Consider the following 19,233-nt stretch of genomic DNA (forward strand, 5'->3'; position numbering starts at 1 on the left):
GGGTTAGTAACTTTGAATTTATATATTGAAGGAACTCCATATTATTTTCATGGTGGAGACTTAGGATTATATTTAAGGGAAGTTGTAAATGAACTACAAAATATAAATTTTGAAAATTTTTATACTATAAAAAGGGAGATTAATATAGATAATGATTATGAGAGTGAAAATGAAAATGAAATAATAATTCCTGTAAAAGATTCTAGGTTTAGTATATTAAATATCCTAAATAAAAAAACAAGTATTTATCATTGCTTTAATAATGGTTTTACAATACCTGATTATGGCGATTTCTTAAAGGTATCATCTATTTATAGTTTGCTTCCAATATATTTTGAAGATTTGGTTAAAGAAAGGTATTCAAAGGCTTTCTATGAAAAGGTACCTAAAGCGCTTATAAATTCTAATAATATAGTAACATCAAGTGAAAGTATAAAAAATCAGATTTTAGAAAATTTCAATATAGATGATAGAAAAATTAAAGTCATATATCCTGGAGTTAATAGTTACTATAGGCCAATAGACAAGGAATTTAGTAAGATTTATATAAAATCAAAGTTCTCTATAAACGGAGAATTTTTATTATATATAGGTGAACTTAACTCACGAAAGAGGCTTAAAAGTTTATTACAAGTGTTTAAATATATAAGCACTATTAAGGAAGATTCTATTCTTATAATGAATTTTACTCAAAGTTATTATGATGAAGAAGCGTTAGCTGAAATCAAAAGTTTTATATATTTATTAGAATTAGATACAAAGGTTATGATTTTAAATAATTTAAATATTTCAGACAAACTTAATCTTTATAATAGTTGCAGTGCATTCATAGATTTATCCATTTATGAAGGTCTTAATATAAATATATTAGAGGCTTTTCTTTGCAGATGCAAAATAATAGCGAGTCCAATAGAATATTATCATGAAATACTTGCAGATTATCCTTTCTATCTAAATATAGATAATATTAATTTAGATAGTTTAAATACCTATGACTTTACTGCGTTGGATACATTAATAGATTATATTTTTAAAACAAAAACCGTCTATAAATTATTAGCTTATAAACCATTTTATCAATTTAATATTGAGACACATGTAGCTAAGCTTTTAAGTTTTTATGAGGAGGTTGAAAGGGGGCAGCTTTAGTATATGGAAAGCGATATTGAGTATAGGGGAATATCAAAAGCTTTACCAGAAGGCTTAAGTTTATTTAAAGAGGAAATTTTAACTTCCACAATAAAGGTTGATAAAAATAGTGGAATATTGGAAATAAATAGATTTTCGGCATCAATTAATGCTAAATTAGTTGAGGTTTTTAATACACCAGAAGGAACCTTTGATGATAGGGAGCTAACAGGTGTAATGGGTGTAACTCATATAGATGTAAGCTGTACTATAGAATATGTGTCAACTGATGACAAGTTAATAATTGAAAAAGTAAAGCTTTCTAAAAAATCCTATATAGTATTACCAAAGGATTATAATATTAAGCTTCCTTTAGACTTACATGCTTATATACAATATTTATATATAAATAAATTTTCAAATGATTCATTTTATATATCTATAGTTTCGCTTATAAGTCTTTAAATTATAGTATAAAAAATAATAGACAAATTATATTAATTTATTAGTATAATTTGTCTATTATTTTTAAAGTTTAAGGTTATATACACTAAATATAAAGATTGATATTACAATTGGTACTAAATTTATAAGTAAGATAGGCGCTTGAAGCCTTTTTATAAGCTTATCTGTTCCATGATTAACCTTACGTAATTTAAAAATAGAAATAATAGAAAGAATTAAAAATATACCTGACGAAATAATAATTAAAGTATTGATAGTAGTATTTATACTGTTTGGTAAAAAGCTAAATATATTATTTAAAAATAGTATAAATAATACACTACTTATACTGGCTAAAAACATATTTATTTTAAATAATTTGCGTACTTCTTTTTTGTAGCATTTGGTATAAGGCTTTCTTTTATATAAATAATGAAGTAAGCCTATTAATGCAGGAAATAAAATTATGTTCCCTAAAACATAAGGAGCTTGTTTACTACGCGGACAATCTTCATAAATAACCTTTGAAATGTATAATAATTGAGAAACAAATATAAATCCTACAATAGTGGCGATAATAGTACTCATATTGTTATCAGTTTTAACAATAAAGGCAGATAATATAATTAATATAATTATAGAAACTATAAAGATCATATTTATTCTAAGTTGTTTTTTTAAGTTCATGATTGACCCCCGAATTTTAGATATATATTATTTTTATATAAATTAACTTTATTTACATTATAAAGGATTGTGTGAATAACTTCAACATTGTATAAAGTGTTATTAATAGTAAGTTAATTACTTTTAGTTATAGTTCATTTTCTATTTTTATCTTGATATCACATAATTTACTATGATTCTTAATTACTGCTTGAAACATTCCATTGTTATCAGTAATACTAGAACATATTGGTATATATTTATCTATATATTGTGAATGACCATTTTTACAAATAAAAACCTCTACATTTGTAGCAAAATTATTATTTGAATCTGTTATATATCCATAGATTTTAGTATACAGTATAGTATTTAAAATTACATTTACTTTATATTGAAAATTTTTAGGATATATTTTTATTTTTATAGATTTATTTTCAAATGTAGTACAGTTTTCTATACAATAATTAACCTTATAATTTTTAGTACTAGTTGAGAAAGCTTTATAATTTTCGAGTTCAAAATTTTCTATATGATAATTTTTATAGAAAGGATAGTCTAATGTTCTAGAAAAAACTTTCATATATTCCTCCAATATAATAATTAAAAAATAAGAGAATTATAAAGAATTCTCTTATTGCTTATGAATGATTTAGTATTTACATGAATGGTGATTACATTGATTACAAGATGGACAGTTAGGTGCTACATATGGATTACAAGCGGTTCCTTCAGTACCAGTTGAAATGACTCTTTCAGAACCTACAGAAGCTTTTCCTACTATTAATGTAAATTCAAAACCTTCAATTGATGGACATACGTCAAATTGATAGTAACCTAGACAATCAGTTATTGTATGAGCTACCCCTTCTAATGAATTTCCACAAACTTTAGCTAATTTTACATATGCATATGGAACGGGCTTACCATTACAATCAATTATTTGACCCCAAACTCTAACAGTATTTCTAGTATTAACAGTTACATCGGCCTTTATTTCATTATCAAATTCATTGATACAGAACTTAACCGAGTTACCAATTACATAAGATGAATCTTCATTGCAATTACAATTATGCTTATTGCTATGATTACAATCACAATTTGAATTGTTTTCAGGTTCACAATTATAATAGTTTTTAGACATTTATAATCCTCCTATAATCTGGAATTTATATATTTTGCTACTCTTTATTATAGTTTTTTATTTTAGACTTTGTTACAAAATTTAGGATGCTTATCTATATCATGTATTTTAGAAGATAAATTACAAGTATCTAACATAGTCACTTAGTCTTATAGGATAGTCTATTTCTGGTTTTTTTAATTCAGGCTTATTATATTCGTTCTCAAAGAATTCTCTATTATATTTAATCTTTGGTGAATTAGGAATGAAGCTTGCAGCTAATTCATTAAAAAAGTAAGAACAATTCAAATTCCCCATTTTAAAATAGCATAAGCATAATTGAAGACTTGGAATAGAAGTATAATACTCCTTATTATCAATAGCTATATTTCCTTTTTCAGGTATACAATCTAGAGCTGTCCTATACCAAAATGCAGCTTGTTTTAACTTATTTTCTTCTAAATAATAATCAGCAAGAGCACAGCAGATATCAGCTCTAGGAGAATCTTCTTTAAAAGATTCAAAAGCTATATTTGGTATTTTATCTTTCATATTTAACTGTAAATTACAATTAATTATATTAGAATAGGCAGATTTTACATCTTCAATCCATCCTTGTTTTGTCTCTAAGAATTTTCTATAATTTTTAATAGCTTCTTTATACTCACAATTATCTTTAAGCTCATTTGCGTAATAAAATAAATCTCTTGGATTAAATATAAGCCTTTTCTTTTCCATTTGTTTATATATTCCAAGATTCCTATTTGTATAAGCTTTAATTTTTCCATGTTCTATTTGAAAATCACCATTTAATCCCGTGCCATAAACCTCTAAATATTCATGTACATTTCCAATCCACTTAAAATTCATATTTCTTTTAACTATCCTATTTCTTCTTAAGGAATAATTTATATTACCTACTTCATTTCTACCTAAAATATATTCTGCATTTATATAATCATAAGTAGAATCTAAATTTGAAAGTAAATTTTCAATTTTTTTTATATTTTCATCATTAATAAAGTCATCTCCATCTAGCCATAAAATATAATCACTTGTGGCTTTACTAAAAGAGAAATTTCTTGCTGCTGAAAAATCATTTATCCATTTGAAATCATAAATCATAGCATTAAAATTCTGTGCAATAATCTTTGTCTTATCTGTAGAACCAGTATCAACTATTATTATTTCATCTATAAAGGATTTTACAGAATTCAAAGCACGAGCTAAGGTTTTTTCTTCATCTTTTACTATCATACAAAGACTTAATGATACTTTTTTAGACATTTTAAACTCCTTTTATTAATTCATATATTTATTAATATTAAGAAGAATCTGTATTTATAATAATAAAACTTATTTAAATATGGGATTTCATATTATTAGATGATAAGTTTAATAATTAGATTATGATTTAAACTTAGTTGTAATGTAATTACTAGTTGAGTCATAGATATAAATAATAAGAATATAATACTATGTATTTTTATATAATAATTTTTTTAAAAGTTACACTATATACTAGGGTAAAAGTATATCGTTAATTAATGAAAAGACGAAAATAACAGCATTTTGCGATTTTAATCATAATATATTAGAATAAATATTTTTATTGGAGTTTTAGAAATATCATGAGAATTAAAACTTATATAAGTCATGAAAATATAAACTTAAAATATTATAAAAAGTATTATATAGAATACTGGGTTGAAAATATATCGGAATTTAAAAAGAAGTCTGAAAATATTAGAATAGAATCGTTTGATTCTAATAAAAGAGTAGATTTAGTAATGGATAAATTTAATTATATTACTTTAAACGGATATATATTTGATGATAATAAGAGACCTATTAGAGGAAAACTAATAAGTATTTACAACATAAGTACTTCAGATAAAGCGATAATTCACGATGTACTAACGGATTCAATGGGAATGTTTCAAATAATAATGACCTCTGATATTGATATAAATCTAATTAGAATAAAGATTAGTAATGGGCAAGATATATTAACTTAATTAAAATGTTTATGTGGTGTTATATAATTTTCATTACTCGAATTTAATCAAGTGATAAAAATTATATAAAACCACTTTTTTAGGAGATAAGCAAAAAAATGTGGTAAAAAATGTATTTTTTAATATAATAGTACTGTAAAATAAATGATGGATTTTTATGCATTTTTAAAAATATAAATGTATTTTATTAACTTTAGCAAAATATATCTCACAAAATATAAAGTTTTAGGAGTTTATAAAATTTGAGGAGGGGAATATGGCAACTGTTATTAAGGATTTAGTAGAATATATTGGCATTAATGAAGGAGAACTTAAAAATTTTAAAAATTTTAAACAGTTAAACTTTGAAAGTGATTTTCATGTGCCTTCCGAAGCACCAGATATAGAACAGATTGTTAAAGTATATGCAAATGTAGATATTTGTAAATATGAAGTTATAGAAACCCCAATTGGAATATCCTTAGAAGGGCAGAAACTAACAGGATATAAGCTATTAGTATTTGGTGACATAAACTATAAAATTCAATATATAGGAGATGATGAAAATCAAGTAGTTCAAACTTTTAAACATTATATTCCGTTTGGTGTAGATATAGTATTGTCACAGCACTTTAATAACTTATCTTATATAACTCCATATGCTTTTATAGAAGATATAGATGCGGAGCAAATTGCTAATAGATATGTTTGTTTAAATCTTACTTTATTACTAATTGCTGATATAAAAGCTTAGGGAGGGAACTTAAATGGCAATATTAAAAAATAGATATTATGAGCAAGGTACATTTCCTAAGAATCTTTTATGTTTTAAAGAAGAGCAAATATCAGAAGTCTTAACCATACCATGTCAAAAACCAGATATAAAACATATATTATCTTTAAGAATTTCTCCAGAAATCGAAGATATAAAAGTAATTAATACTGAAATTGGTAGGTCCAATGAAGGACAAATACTTACAGGAAAAGCTCTTATAACTGAGCTTAAAATTAAAGAAAGAATAACTTATTCAGCAGATGAAATTACTCAACCTGTTTATTCTATTTATTACAAAAGTTTAAAAAGCTCTTTTATAATAGTACCAAATAAAATAGATAATGAAGATATCTATAATTTATATAGAGAAAAAAGAATTGTTGTAACCCCATATGTAGAAGCAGATTATATAAAAAGTTTAGATAGTAGAACAATTTTTACATGTTTATTTTTATTTATAGATGTCAAATTTATATTATAAAAGAGAGGGAAGAATATGAGTTTAAATAATATAGAGGAGCATGGGAGCGATTTAATTATTAAGAAAGCTGTAAATGCTCAAGATGCTATTGTGGGTGATATTTTAAGGTATAAAATAACGGTTATCAATAAATCGAAAAAATTTGTTGATAATGTTATAATTATAGACCCTCTAATTAGTGAATTAGAATTTATAAATGGAAGCGTAATTTTGGAGGAATCTAATTTATTAAATGAGAACATATTAGCTGGTGTTCATATAGGTTGTTTAAAACCTGATGAAATTAAAATATTAAGTTTTGACGCAAGAATCTTAAGTAAACCTAAAATCGGATATATTGAAAATAGTGCAATAGTTAAGTTTTGTTATGAAAATAATTCAGTGGATCATTCAACGATTATGGATACAATAAGTAATACAGTTTCAACTAGGGTTGATATAGCAGATATAAAAATAATTAAGAAAGCTAATAAAAAAGTAGTTTCAATAGGAGAGTTAATATCCTATGAAGTCAATCTTATAAATGTGGGTACATTACAAGCTAGAAATATTTTATTTAAGGATAAGTTACCAAGTGAAGTTAATTTAGTAGATAATTCTTTTAAGATTAATGGAAATAGAGTTAATAGTATTAATGATTATATGGAGATATATGTAGGTACTATAAATCCAAGTGAGAATATTATAATAAGTTATGATGTTATAGTTAAAGCTTCTAACTGTAGCGGAATACTTATAAATAAGTCATATATAAAATTTAATTATAATTTACCTAAAGGAAGATCAGGGGAGAAAAAATGTGTATGTAAAAGTACTGAAGATAGTGAAGTAAAGCTTGGAATAAGTACATTCAAATTATTATCAGTATATGATAATTTATGTATTCCAGAAGATAATCCTGATATAGAAGAAGTAAATGATATTAATGTAGATACAGAAATACTAAAATATTATATAATAAGAACACCATCAGTAACTTCAAATGAAGGTCAAAAATTAACAGGTTACAAATTAGTAGTTAGAGGTTTGCTAAGAGAAAGCATAGAATATACTGCTAAGGTATCTGAACAATCAATACATTTTGCTAATTTTTCTATACCATTTTCCACCTTCATAATACTTCCTAACAACTTTAAAGTAGATAACAAAATAGATGTCAGAACAAACATAAAAGATATTTATTTTAAAAAGGTAAATAAAAGAGAGCTATTTAAGAATATAACTCTTCTTATTAATGTCAAAATTATAAGTTACTAAAACAATAAAGGGGCTGTCGCACTAAGGAATTTACATACAATATATTGGTTTGCAAATTTTAAATTAGCACAATATATCATAGTATTACTCTTAATGTGACAGCCCCTTTATTACTTAAATATAAATTTTTTATGTTATATTATATACTTTAATCTTCTAAGTCATAGGCATTTTTATCTAATATCATAGATTTATATATGTTATTATAGAACTCATTACCATCCATCTTATACCATTCTAAGATACCATAAGCACCATATTGCCTAATTAATCCTGAAAGATTCTTATTATAATCATCACTTGAAAGAATCCTAAACCTTTGAGCAGCTATTTTGTGAAATACGCAAGAATTCAAATTACATTTTGGTCTCCAATTACTTTTACTTCCCATGTAATATCTATAACCTATTAAAAGGCTAGTATCTTCAAAGTTTTGCATACCTGTTAAAAAACCTGCATCATAATAATTTATATTTTTTAATGCTTCAACTTTGTGTATTACTGGATTTGTAAATCCAAATATAACTTTATTTTCTGTAAATGATGAAAGTTTAGATAATCTAGTTTTTAAATCTCCATAGAAATTTATAGGAGTATTTTTATCTTGTATTAAAAAAGCACTATTTTCATTGCTTATAATTCTAGGACAGATCATTGGTTCATCGGTATTTGATAGATATTCAATTAGTGGGACATGCCAATTTGCCATAAAAAGCATATCTAAATGTATTTCTGCAATATATTCTATTTCTGGACGAGTATTTAAAATATGTTTAATTAATCTGTATCTTGCTTTTGGAATACCTACATTTTTACCTGAGCCTATAATATAGAACTTTAAATCATAGGGATTTAATAACTCTGAAATCTCTCCATTAGTTAAATTGCCTTGATTATATATGAACACTTCTGTATTTTCACTAAAAGTTAAGCTCTCAAAACATTCCTTTGTCATAATTAAATCGCGTCCATAATAATCACTGTTCTTGTCAATATAAAATGTTACAATATATGCTAATTTCATATGGCATCTCCAAATATAATATTACTTAATTAAAATATGATAATAGATGTTTATTTGTTCCATAAGCTTTATAGTTACATGTTTTAAATGAAGAGTACGGTAGTTTGCAAAATAGGTTTTGTGGTAAATATTAAGAGCTATTCATATAATAGTACAAACAATTCTTTTTCGAGGTATTATGAGTATTTTCAAAGATAAAGTGTTGCTAATAACAGGGGGAACAGGGTCCTTTGGTAATACTGTTTTAAGAAGGTTTATTAATACAGATATAAAGGAAATAAGGATTTTTTCTAGGGATGAAAAAAAGCAAGATGACATGAGAAATGAGTTTAAAAATAATAAAATTAAGTATTATATAGGGGATGTAAGGGATTTTGAAAGTGTAAATTATGCATTAAAAGGTGTTGATTATGTTTTTCATGCAGCTGCATTAAAGCAGGTTCCATCCTGTGAATTTTATCCTATGGAAGCTATTAAAACTAATGTATATGGATCAGACAATGTTTTTAGGGGTTGCACTTTAAATGGTGTAAAAAGAGCAATACTTTTAAGTACAGATAAGGCTGTGTATCCTATTAATGCTATGGGAATGTCAAAAGCTTTAGCAGAAAAAACAATGATAGCTAGGGCAAGAGTATCACAAAAGAATGAAACTATTTTCTCTGCTACTAGATATGGGAATGTTATGGCTTCTAGAGGTTCTGTAATTCCATTGTTTGTACAGCAAATTAAAGAAGGTAAGAATTTAACTATAACAGATCCTAATATGACTAGGTTTTTAATGTCTTTAGAGGAATCCGTGGATTTAGTATTATATGCTTTTGAAAATGGGAATCAAGGCGATATATTTATTCAAAAGGCGCCAGCGTGTACTATTTTAGATTTAGCAAATTCAATAAAAGAAATCTTTTCTTCAAAGGTAGAAATAAACATTATAGGTACACGTCATGGAGAAAAGGTATATGAAACTTTATTATCTAAAGAAGAGTCTGCTAGGTCTGATGATTTAGGAAGATATTATCGCATTCATTGTGATAATAGAGATTTAAATTTTGCTAAGTATTTTACAGAAGGTAATATAGAAATTAGAAATAATGTTGAATATACTTCTGATAACACAATACGGGTTAGTGGGCAAGAACTAAAAGATATACTTTTAAAATTACCATATATAAAAAATCAATTAAATAAGGCATATGACACAAAATAAGCAAACTATGCAAGCAAATTGGTCTGTTGTTTTTTGTCATGTGCCTAATATATAAGTTGAAACAAGGGGGAAGTTATGAGGATATTAGTAACAGGGGCAAATGGGTTTATTGGTAAAAACCTTGTAATAAGGCTTAAAGAATTTAAAGAATATACTATTAGTAAAATAGACATTAATAATACAAAGGATGAAGTTATTAAAGCTGTATGTGATGCAGATTTTATATTTCATTTGGCAGGAGTGAATAGACCTACTGATGAAACAGAATATTTTAAAGGAAATGCCTTATTTACTAGTGAAATAATTGAAATATTAGAGCAGGAAAATAAACAAACGCCAATTTTAATAACTTCATCAATTCAAGCTAACTTAGAAAATTATTATGGAAAAAGTAAACTAGAAGCAGAGAGATTTTTACTTAACTATAGTAAAAACACAGGAGCAACTATTTATATATATAGATTGCCAAATATTTTTGGAAAGTGGTGTAGGCCAAACTATAATTCAGCTATAGCAACCTTTTGCTATAATATAGCCAGAGATAAAGAGGTTTGGATTTCAGATGAGTCAAAGGTTTTATCACTTGCATATATTGATGATGTTATTCACGAATTTATTGAAAGATTAAAAAATGGTAGTACTGATAATCAAAATATATACTATGAAATACCTATAGTATATAAGAAGACATTAGGCGATATAGTTAATACTATAAAAGGATTTAGAAGTATACCTAAAACTTCAATAATTCCTAATCTATCAGATGATTTTATTAAAGCATTATATTCAACCTATCTTTCATATTTAGATGAAGAGAATTTTAATTACACTTTAACTAAGAGGGTAGACAATAGAGGGTGGCTTACAGAAATAATTAAATCAAAGGAATTCGGACAAATGTTTATTTCTACAACAAAGCCTGGTATTACTAGAGGAAACCATTATCATCACACTAAAGTAGAAAAATTTATAGTTGTAAAGGGAATAGCAGAAATTAAGCTTAGAAAGATAAATGAGCAAAAAGTTATAAATTATATTGTTGATGGTGAAACCCCACAAGTAGTTGACATACCTCCAGGATATATTCATTCAATAACAAATATAGGTGAAATAGAAGTTATAACATTATTCTGGGCTAATGAAATTTTTAATAGTGAAAAGCCAGATACCATTTTTATGGAGGTATAATAATGGCTAGATTAAAAGTTATGACTATAGTTGGTACAAGGCCAGAAATTATAAGATTATCAGAAGTAATAAAAAAGTGTGATATGTATTTTGACCATATTCTAGTTCATACAGGACAAAATTGGGATTATGAATTAAATGATATATTCTTTGAAGAGTTAAATATAAGAAAACCGCATTATTTCTTAAAGGTTGCTGGAAAGAATTTAGGAGAAACAATAGGGAATATAATTTCAGCGTCTTATGCAACGCTAATAAATGAAAAGCCTGATGCTTTATTAATATTAGGAGATACAAATAGTGCATTAAGTGCTATAGCAGCTAAGAGGTTAAAAATACCGATATTTCATATGGAAGCAGGTAATAGGTGTTTTGATGAAAATGTTCCAGAAGAAATTAATAGAAAAATAGTTGATCATATAAGTGATATAAATTTAGCCTATACAGAGCATAGTAGAAGATATCTTTTAAGTGAAGGTATAAAGAAGGATAATATTTTTGTGACAGGTTCTCCTATGCAGGAAGTGTTAAAGAATAATATAAATAAAATTAAAACATCAAATGTATTAAATGAGCTAGGATTAGAAGAAGGTAAATATATTTTAGTAAGTGCTCATAGGGAGGAAAATATAGATAATGATGATAATTTGTTTGGATTGGTGACTGCCTTAAATAAGATTGCTGAAAAGTATAAAATGCCAATTATATATTCAACACATCCAAGAAGTTTTAAAAGATTGGTTGAAAAGAAAGTAGAGTTTAATAAATTAATAAGAAAATTAAAACCATTTGGATTTGTTGATTACAATAACCTTCAAATGAATTCTTTTTGTGTGCTTTCTGATAGTGGAACTTTAAGTGAGGAATCAGCAATGCTTGGGTTTAATGGCATATTAATAAGGACTAGTACTGAAAGACCAGAGGTTCTAGATAAAGGCTCAATTATAATTGGAGGAATAAAAGAAAACGACATTCTTCAAGCAATTGAGCTTGCAAAGGCTATGAGAGATAACAAGGAACAAAGCATCATCGTAACTGATTATAAAGATGATAATGTATCTGTTAAAGTAGTAAAAATAATTCAAAGCTATACTAAGATAATTAATAAAACAACTTGGAACAAGCTCTAAAGTAATTTGTCTAATGATTCGAAAAAGTGCTATCTTTCTAACTAAGATAGCACTTTAAGTTTACTATAATATAAGTAAGTCTCTAAATTTCTAATTTAGTCAGACGAACTTACTCATACGAACGTAGGGACTTTTTAATCCTTCCATTCAATTAACCTAGGATTCTCATCTAATATGGATATATATTGCTTCATATTACCATAAGTTCCTTTAGGATCAAGCTTTAAATATCTTTTAAATTTTTCTTCTCTTATTTGTTTTGTTGACCAACCTAAATGTTTCAATCTAATGCTACAATTACATCCACTTAAAGAAAATATATTTATAGGGAATCTACCACAATGAAGTGGGGTTTCATTCCAAATATATTCAAAATTAGGTTGATATCTAACAAGGAAGGGTTTGTTAAAGTTATGAGCTTGCCAATAATCATCCTCTCTATAATGATATTCATCCCACATATCATACAATCTAAAGTAATAAATATCAAAGGAAGATTGATTTATTAATAATGGCATAGCATTAATTATTTTATCTTCAAACATTTCATCAGAATCTAAAATCAAAATCCAATCAGGATTTGTTTCTATTGCCATTTGCCATAATTGTTTTCTTAAGACTATTTCGTTATTAAATCTAGATTCTTTATTTGAAACAAGTTTTAAAGGTATATCTTTTAATACCTCTTTACATATTTGAACTGTATTATCATCACTTGCATCATCTAGTATTACTGCATTGTCTATATACTTAGCAGCATGTGATAAAACTTCTCTAATAAATTTTTTACTCTCATTTCTAACAAGCATAGCTAATGTTAAAGTATTTCCTTTCTCTTTAGCTATTCTTAGTTTTGCTTCATTTCCCCTGCATTTATTCTTAAACTCTTCTACACCATTTAAATGCTCCATGTGGTATATATGATAAGCAGGGTAGGTAGTATCTACATATAGTTTAAATCCTAGTGCAACTGCACGAATACAAAAATGCCTATCTTCCCCCCAAAAGGATATGTTATAAAGTTCACTAAAATTCACGCCTTTATCAATAGCGGTTTTACTAATTAAAGTACAAGCACCTAAGCCTCCAACTTCATATACACCTGGTTTCCTTAGTTGCTGCAAAAGATTAGAAAATCTCCATTTTTCTTCGTTTTCATTCAATTGCTCCCCACGATTTTTAGCTATCAAGTCATACTGATTATAAAGCCAAACCTGTGGTAATTCAATAGTTTCCTTTGACCATTTAGTCCAAAAAATTTCTGATATAATATCTTTCTCTGTACTAATTAGATGTTTTAATGTTTTAGGATGAAGTACTAAGTCTGAATCTATTAAAAATAAATAGTCAAATTCCTTCTTCTTGCAATAGTCTATAATTTTATTTTTATATTCAGCTACTTTCCAAATTAAATTCTCTTTCCAAATATGAGTATTATCAGTACGAATATATTCATCTATAGTTTCTCCAGTTTCAATTGTACTTTTTTCATTAACTTCCTTAGAGAAAAGCTTTAACAATTCTTTTGAATTTAAGTTATCATTATCATCTATAAAAAAATATTCTAATAAAATATTTTCTTTCTCCAATTCTTTCAATGAAAGTAAAAATTGCTTTAATATTTCAGGGTTTTGTCTAACTGGACTTCCAATAAGTACCTTTTTCTCATTCACTTACACTGCCTCCTTAAAGGATAAATTTATTTATTTTATCTATTAATTGCTCTTTAGTCATTCTTCCTAATATATTATCTATTACCTCACCCTTTTTAAAAAATAAAAAAGTAGGAACTGATCCTATTTGAAACCTCTCTGCAATAGATAGACCTTCATCTTTATCTATTGATACAAAACTTACATTGGGCATTTCCTCCGATAATTCTTCAAGTATAGGAATTAGGCCACCACAATGTCCACACCATGCTGCCCAAAAAAATATTACAATCAAATTGTTTGTTTTATTTATAGCTTTATCAAAATTATCATTATTAAGATTAAAAATTCTACTCATTATTAATTTACCTCTAATTTTAAGGAATACTTTTGGCGCTTTTAATTATAGCTTCAAAGTATTTTCTATTACTTATAACAAGTTGAGAATCTGGCTTAAATTCACCTGCTTTTTCATTATACTCTACAGCTTTATTCATTAATCCAAGTTTAAAATAACATAAACTTATTGCTGCATAGGGGATGTAGTTATAGGTATCATGTATTATTGATCCTAGAGTATTTTCTGGTTTATTAAGTTTGGTAGCTATTTCATACCAAGTTATTGCACGTTCATAATCTTTAATTTCTTCATATTGACTACCAAGTTCACAACAAATTTCTGCACGAGGTACTCCAAACTCAAAGCATCTAAGTAAGGTTTTTATTGCTTTTTTTCTATCACCTTTAATTGTATAAATTTTTGATAAATCAATACACGCATCTATATAGTTTGAAAAAAAACCTCCATCTTGAGCTAAAAACTTCTCAAAATATACTATAGCTTCATCATATCTAGCATTGTTATTTAGCTCTCTAGCATAATAAAAATAATTTCTATGAGTCAATTTTTTCTCTTGCTTTATCATAGTTTCAAAAATATCTAAGTTTCTTGATAATTTGTGTTTAATTTTTCTATGGGTTATAGCAACATCTACAGTAGCTATATTCCCAATAGGATTTATATATTCATGAATCGCATCTTCCCACTGATACTTTTTTTCTCTCTTAAGCAACCTTTCCCTATAGTAAGTACACAAAGGTCTTCCTTTAACATCTACTCCTAAATTGTATTTCATCATTACAATATCTACAGAATTATTTAATTGTGATTTTAAATATTTAAACTTAATTTTATCCTCATCAAGAATTACATCATCTGCATCTAACCATAATATATAGTCTTTAGTAGCTTTTGAAAAAGAATAATTTCTAGCTGCTGAGAAATCATCTATCCATTTAAAATCATAAATATTTGAAGTATATTTGCTTACTATATCTTTTGTCTTATCTATAGAACCTGTGTCTACAATTATTATTTCGTCAACGATATCTTTTACAGTATCTAAGCATCTTCCTATGGTTTCTTCTTCATCTCTTACAATCATACATAGGCTGATAGTAATCAAAATCTCACCTTCTATATAAATAAATTCAATATAGGATATTCAAAATCTACATAATTGTTACAAAAACACTATTATAGCCGTTTTTTAGTTGTAGCATTAACGTACAATAAATCAGTATCATTAATAAAACTTATTAAATATATATAATAGTATAAGTATTTTTATGAGGAAACGAGATGAAAACTGCATTTGTTTTAACATTTTATATAGGAGAAGATGAGAGAAATTATAATAAGGGCCTGCAGCTAGCAGAAGATTGTATATCTACGCTTAAGGAGTGTGAAGATTCAATACTTGTAGTATACAATCAAGGTGTACTTAGTAATGAAATTCTAAAAGACTTATTATGTAAATATGAAATACCATCAGTAATTTTAGGAAATGGTAATAATGATGGGGTAGCTGTTGCAAGGCAAAGATGTTTCGAATATATTTGGACTTATATTCCGGAAATAAAGTACATTTCTGAAATACATTTAGATATGATTTTCCCTAAAAATTGGCATAAACCTCTTATAGAATTTCTTGAAAATACAGATGAGCCATTTGTTTGTCCTTGTATAGTAACAGAAGATGGAATGCTTGGGCCAAATGGCATTGAACCTAAGAGTGTAATAGTACCAAATAATGTTACTGATATACTTTCATTATGTAATTCTTTAAAATCAAATAAAATATATTATGGATTTGTCAATCCGGTAATTTACAAATCGAATATTTTAAAAGAAATTGGTGGATATGATTTAAAGTTTTTAAAAGGGAAGCAAGGATTTGAAGATGATAGCATAATTTTAGCTCATATGTATTATTTAGGACTAAGATATAAATGGAAGCCGAAATGTAATTTGAATTCGGTGGTTTATCATAGTACTTTAGCGCAAAGAACAGAATTTAAAAATGCAAATGAAGAATTTGCTTTAAATTTAAATGGTTTGTTTAACAAATATGGTGCATATGGTTTAAAGTTATTAAGTGAATTTTATAATAGTGATTATTTTTTGGAGCTATATAATGAAGTATTAAGGAGAATTTAAATCTACGAAATAAATTTTAGATTAGGAAAGAGATTATTAAAATATTATATAATTATAAATGCAAGTAGATAAAAAAGTCTCTTGCATTTATAATTCTTCTAGTTTTTCTATTTTAAATATCACATTATTATTTTTAAATTAAAAGTTTAAATAGTATTAGAAATAGATTACCTATATAACCTTTTTCTCATACAGTTATTTTGATATGCAATTAAAGAATTCTTCATTTTTAATCACTATTTCATGATAAGGTTTCAATTGTTTTGTATTATTATGATGTTCTAAGGCTTTGTTTACATTACCTAACATATAATAACAATGGCATAGTTCTAGATTAGGAAGGAAGTCCCAATATTCAGGTAGTATAAAATCCCATGTTATGTCAGGTTTTTTTAAAGAAAGTGCGAGCTCATACCAAGCAATTGCTGTTAAGTAATCTTTAACTTCTAGATAATAATGGCCAATAATACATAAAACTTCAGCTCGCATAGGACCATATTCAAAGCTACGTATCAAACTTTGTAAGGCTTTCTTTCTTTCGTTTTTATTTATATAAATATTAGCTAGATATATACAACTTTCAATATAATGTGAAAAGACATCCTCTTTCATATCTAAAAATTTTAAATAATAATTCTCTGCTTCTTCAAGATTGCCAATGTCTTGAGATTCACGAGCATAATAAAAGAAGTGCCTAGGATGTACATCTGTTGAAGTTGAAATAAGTTTTTTTAAGATTCTCAAGTTTCTTTCTGAACTAGTTCCAACTTTTTCATGTGTTACAGCTATTTCAGTATGCAAAATCATATTACCTATAAAGTCTATATATTCATGAATTGGATCATGCCATTTAAAATTCTTCTCTCTTTTTAATAATCTTTCCCTATAAAAATAGTTTAATATATTTCCTGATTCATCTCTTTTTAATACATATTTCATCATTACTACATCAATTTGTAAAGTAAGATCAGATTTTAATGATTTAAATAACTCTCTATCTTCTTCTAGAAAAACATCATCTGCATCTAACCAAAGTATAAAATCTTTTGTAGCCTTTGAGAAGGAATAATTTCTTGCAGCTGCAAAATCATCTATCCATTTAAAATCATAGGTTTTATCTGTATATTTAGAAGCTATTTCTTTTGTCTTATCTATAGAACCAGTATCAACAATAATGATTTCATCTACAATATTTCTAACAGAGTACAAGCATCTCTCTAATGTGTTTTCTTCATTTTTAACAATCATGCATAAACTTATGGTAATCATACAAGATCTCCTTTGCTAAAATACTAGTTTTTACTTTCCCTCTGTTAATCTACGAAATTTATCTAAATCTACCTTATATACAGTCCGATCCTTTACACATAATGCTCTATCAGATTTTTTTATTATTTCCATATCATGAGTTACAACAACTAAAGTAATATTATAATTTTTTTGTAAAGTCATTATTGTATCTAGTATTTCCTGTTTTTCATAAAGTGGAAAATAATCTAAAATTTCATCAATAACTATAATTGGTGGGGGACCACAAAAAGCTACTGCAAGCATTAGTCTATAAAATTCTGTAGGACTACACAATAGAACCTTTTTATCTTGAATATTAGTAAGATTAAAAAGGTTTAAAATTTTTTTATATTCTCCTTTTATATTTATATTTTTAAGTTCATTTAAACGAGAATATATATTTTCTTTAACTGTATTCATGAATATAACTGTGGATTTTTCCTTATAACATATACCTATATTTTCACTTCTAAACTTTTCAAACTCTACTTTATTTAGATTCTTTGTATTAATTCCATTAATTAAAACAGTTCCTTCCCAATCATTATCATAACCTAGTAATATTCCTAATAATGTACTTTTTCCACCTCCACTATTTCCTCCAATAGTTATGAATTCACCTTTATAAATTGTAAAATTTACATTTTTTAGAAAATCCCATTTAACTCCTTGAGCCCAAGTAATCTTTTTATTTATATTATTAGCTATAATTACTTCAGCCATATAAATACACCTCCTTTAAATACTTATGGAAATAGTGCTCACTCAGCTAATTCTGAATGAGCACATTTTTATTAAGGCATAGCAATATTATTTATAAATAATTATTGATTACTTTTGTATAAAAAAGCATTTTATACAAAACAGCAACTATTAAATACATCCATAGCATCTTCTTGACCTGAACTGGTAGTTCTAGAATATAATAATACGCCAGCAGGAACACCTGTAAATTGAACTTCTATTTCAGCTCCAGAAATATTCACCTTTGTATTTCCGATTTTGTGGAAAAATACATCTGTAGCACAGAATGGAGCTATTGAGAAGGTAGCAGTAACAGGAGTCCCTAATATAGTAGAAGTTTTAGGACAAACTCCTAAGTTATATACTGTAACTGTAATAGGGCCTACTGTATTTGAAGTATTGTTTAATGCTTTAGCAGACACATATTTATCTGAAGCAAAAAATGGTCCTGAGCTTTGTGTTCCACTTTTAGCACCTACTGCCTGCTCTATAGCAGATACCTCATTTTTGATTTCTGCTAAACCAAAGGTTGGGCTTGAAACCATTTGCTCAATATTAAATACTTCAGTTTTGATTTCTACTAAACCGAAGGTTGGACTTGAAACCATTTGCTCAATATTA

General features: G+C 26.4%; 20 protein-coding genes and 1 pseudogene. 10 read left to right on the forward strand and 11 right to left on the reverse strand.

Annotation, left to right across the window (positions count from 1 at the left end; genetic code table 11):
• Positions 1-12 precede the first annotated feature (12 nt).
• Together BUB01_RS09925 and BUB01_RS09930 are read left to right on the forward strand one after the other, a co-directional pair.
• The gene (locus BUB01_RS09925) at positions 13-1,149 is read left to right on the forward strand and encodes a glycosyltransferase (RefSeq protein WP_072986656.1); all 1,137 of its coding nucleotides are present in this window, start codon (positions 13-15) and stop codon (positions 1,147-1,149) included.
• A 3-nt stretch (positions 1,150-1,152) separates the two neighbouring features.
• Positions 1,153-1,593: a hypothetical protein gene (locus BUB01_RS09930; RefSeq protein WP_072986659.1), complete on the forward strand. Its 441-nt coding sequence runs from the start codon at positions 1,153-1,155 to the stop codon at positions 1,591-1,593.
• A 63-nt stretch (positions 1,594-1,656) separates the two neighbouring features.
• On the opposite strand, the gene BUB01_RS09935 is transcribed toward BUB01_RS09930, so the two are convergent.
• From BUB01_RS09935 to BUB01_RS09950, 4 genes are all read right to left on the reverse strand, one after another.
• Positions 1,657-2,259, reverse strand: a complete 603-nt coding sequence (locus BUB01_RS09935; RefSeq protein ID WP_072986661.1) for a hypothetical protein — start codon at positions 2,257-2,259, stop codon at positions 1,657-1,659.
• Positions 2,260-2,386: 127 nt separating this feature from the next.
• Positions 2,387-2,821 (reverse strand): hypothetical protein, encoded by a 435-nt coding sequence (locus BUB01_RS09940; protein WP_072986664.1) that lies wholly within the window; start codon positions 2,819-2,821, stop codon positions 2,387-2,389.
• A 69-nt stretch (positions 2,822-2,890) separates the two neighbouring features.
• The gene (locus BUB01_RS09945) at positions 2,891-3,385 is read right to left on the reverse strand and encodes a hypothetical protein (RefSeq protein WP_072986667.1); all 495 of its coding nucleotides are present in this window, start codon (positions 3,383-3,385) and stop codon (positions 2,891-2,893) included.
• A gap of 120 nt (positions 3,386-3,505) precedes the next feature.
• Entirely contained in the window at positions 3,506-4,651 is a 1,146-nt protein-coding gene (locus BUB01_RS09950) for a tetratricopeptide repeat-containing glycosyltransferase family 2 protein (RefSeq protein WP_072986669.1), read from the reverse strand.
• 344 nt (positions 4,652-4,995) lie between these two features.
• Between BUB01_RS09950 and BUB01_RS09955 the strand changes: the two genes are divergently transcribed.
• The 4 genes from BUB01_RS09955 to BUB01_RS09970 all read left to right on the forward strand — a co-directional run bounded on the left by BUB01_RS09955 (position 4,996) and on the right by BUB01_RS09970 (position 7,874).
• Positions 4,996-5,382: a hypothetical protein gene (locus BUB01_RS09955; protein WP_072986672.1), complete on the forward strand. Its 387-nt coding sequence runs from the start codon at positions 4,996-4,998 to the stop codon at positions 5,380-5,382.
• A gap of 256 nt (positions 5,383-5,638) precedes the next feature.
• Positions 5,639-6,115: an SPOCS domain-containing protein gene (locus BUB01_RS09960; protein WP_072986676.1), complete on the forward strand. Its 477-nt coding sequence runs from the start codon at positions 5,639-5,641 to the stop codon at positions 6,113-6,115.
• A 13-nt stretch (positions 6,116-6,128) separates the two neighbouring features.
• Complete coding sequence (locus tag BUB01_RS09965; protein ID WP_072986679.1) at positions 6,129-6,617, forward strand: hypothetical protein; 489 nt, start codon at positions 6,129-6,131, stop codon at positions 6,615-6,617.
• A gap of 15 nt (positions 6,618-6,632) precedes the next feature.
• Positions 6,633-7,874, forward strand: a complete 1,242-nt coding sequence (locus BUB01_RS09970; protein ID WP_072986682.1) for an SPOCS domain-containing protein — start codon at positions 6,633-6,635, stop codon at positions 7,872-7,874.
• A 148-nt stretch (positions 7,875-8,022) separates the two neighbouring features.
• Here the strand turns inward: BUB01_RS09970 and BUB01_RS09975 are convergent, their stop codons facing one another.
• A complete protein-coding gene (locus tag BUB01_RS09975) occupies positions 8,023-8,898 on the reverse strand; it encodes a hypothetical protein (RefSeq protein WP_072986685.1) in 876 nt (291 codons plus the stop codon).
• A 184-nt stretch (positions 8,899-9,082) separates the two neighbouring features.
• Between BUB01_RS09975 and BUB01_RS09980 the strand changes: the two genes are divergently transcribed.
• From BUB01_RS09980 to wecB, 3 genes are all read left to right on the forward strand, one after another.
• Complete coding sequence (locus BUB01_RS09980) at positions 9,083-10,108, forward strand: polysaccharide biosynthesis protein (RefSeq protein ID WP_072986736.1); 1,026 nt, start codon at positions 9,083-9,085, stop codon at positions 10,106-10,108.
• 75 nt (positions 10,109-10,183) lie between these two features.
• Positions 10,184-11,296, forward strand: a complete 1,113-nt coding sequence (locus BUB01_RS09985) for a polysaccharide biosynthesis C-terminal domain-containing protein (RefSeq protein ID WP_072986688.1) — start codon at positions 10,184-10,186, stop codon at positions 11,294-11,296.
• Between the two features lie 2 nt (positions 11,297-11,298).
• Positions 11,299-12,426, forward strand: coding sequence for a non-hydrolyzing UDP-N-acetylglucosamine 2-epimerase (wecB, locus tag BUB01_RS09990; protein ID WP_072986691.1), 1,128 nt, complete (start codon positions 11,299-11,301; stop codon positions 12,424-12,426).
• Positions 12,427-12,560: 134 nt separating this feature from the next.
• Here wecB and BUB01_RS09995 read toward each other — a convergent pair whose 3' ends face one another.
• From BUB01_RS09995 to BUB01_RS10005, 3 genes are read right to left on the reverse strand one after another with little or no spacing between them, the layout of a single operon-like run.
• The gene (locus tag BUB01_RS09995; RefSeq protein WP_072986694.1) at positions 12,561-14,099 is read right to left on the reverse strand and encodes a glycosyltransferase family 2 protein; all 1,539 of its coding nucleotides are present in this window, start codon (positions 14,097-14,099) and stop codon (positions 12,561-12,563) included.
• Between the two features lie 13 nt (positions 14,100-14,112).
• Entirely contained in the window at positions 14,113-14,436 is a 324-nt protein-coding gene (locus BUB01_RS10000) for a thioredoxin family protein (protein WP_072986697.1), read from the reverse strand.
• 19 nt (positions 14,437-14,455) lie between these two features.
• Complete coding sequence (locus BUB01_RS10005) at positions 14,456-15,544, reverse strand: tetratricopeptide repeat-containing glycosyltransferase family 2 protein (RefSeq protein WP_072986699.1); 1,089 nt, start codon at positions 15,542-15,544, stop codon at positions 14,456-14,458.
• Positions 15,545-15,720: 176 nt separating this feature from the next.
• Between BUB01_RS10005 and BUB01_RS10010 the strand changes: the two genes are divergently transcribed.
• Complete coding sequence (locus BUB01_RS10010; RefSeq protein ID WP_072986702.1) at positions 15,721-16,578, forward strand: glycosyltransferase family protein; 858 nt, start codon at positions 15,721-15,723, stop codon at positions 16,576-16,578.
• 195 nt (positions 16,579-16,773) lie between these two features.
• Here the strand turns inward: BUB01_RS10010 and BUB01_RS10015 are convergent, their stop codons facing one another.
• From BUB01_RS10015 to BUB01_RS23175, 3 genes and pseudogenes are all read right to left on the reverse strand, one after another.
• Positions 16,774-17,847, reverse strand: a complete 1,074-nt coding sequence (locus BUB01_RS10015) for a tetratricopeptide repeat-containing glycosyltransferase family 2 protein (protein ID WP_072986705.1) — start codon at positions 17,845-17,847, stop codon at positions 16,774-16,776.
• Between the two features lie 30 nt (positions 17,848-17,877).
• Entirely contained in the window at positions 17,878-18,591 is a 714-nt protein-coding gene (locus tag BUB01_RS10020) for an ATP-binding cassette domain-containing protein (RefSeq protein WP_072986708.1), read from the reverse strand.
• 131 nt (positions 18,592-18,722) lie between these two features.
• Positions 18,723-19,233 (reverse strand): annotated as a pseudogene (locus tag BUB01_RS23175) (hypothetical protein); the annotation flags it as partial.

The sequence above is a fragment of the Clostridium cavendishii DSM 21758 genome, assembly GCF_900141845.1.
GTDB classification, from domain to species: Bacteria; Bacillota; Clostridia; order Clostridiales; family Clostridiaceae; genus Clostridium_AG; species Clostridium_AG cavendishii.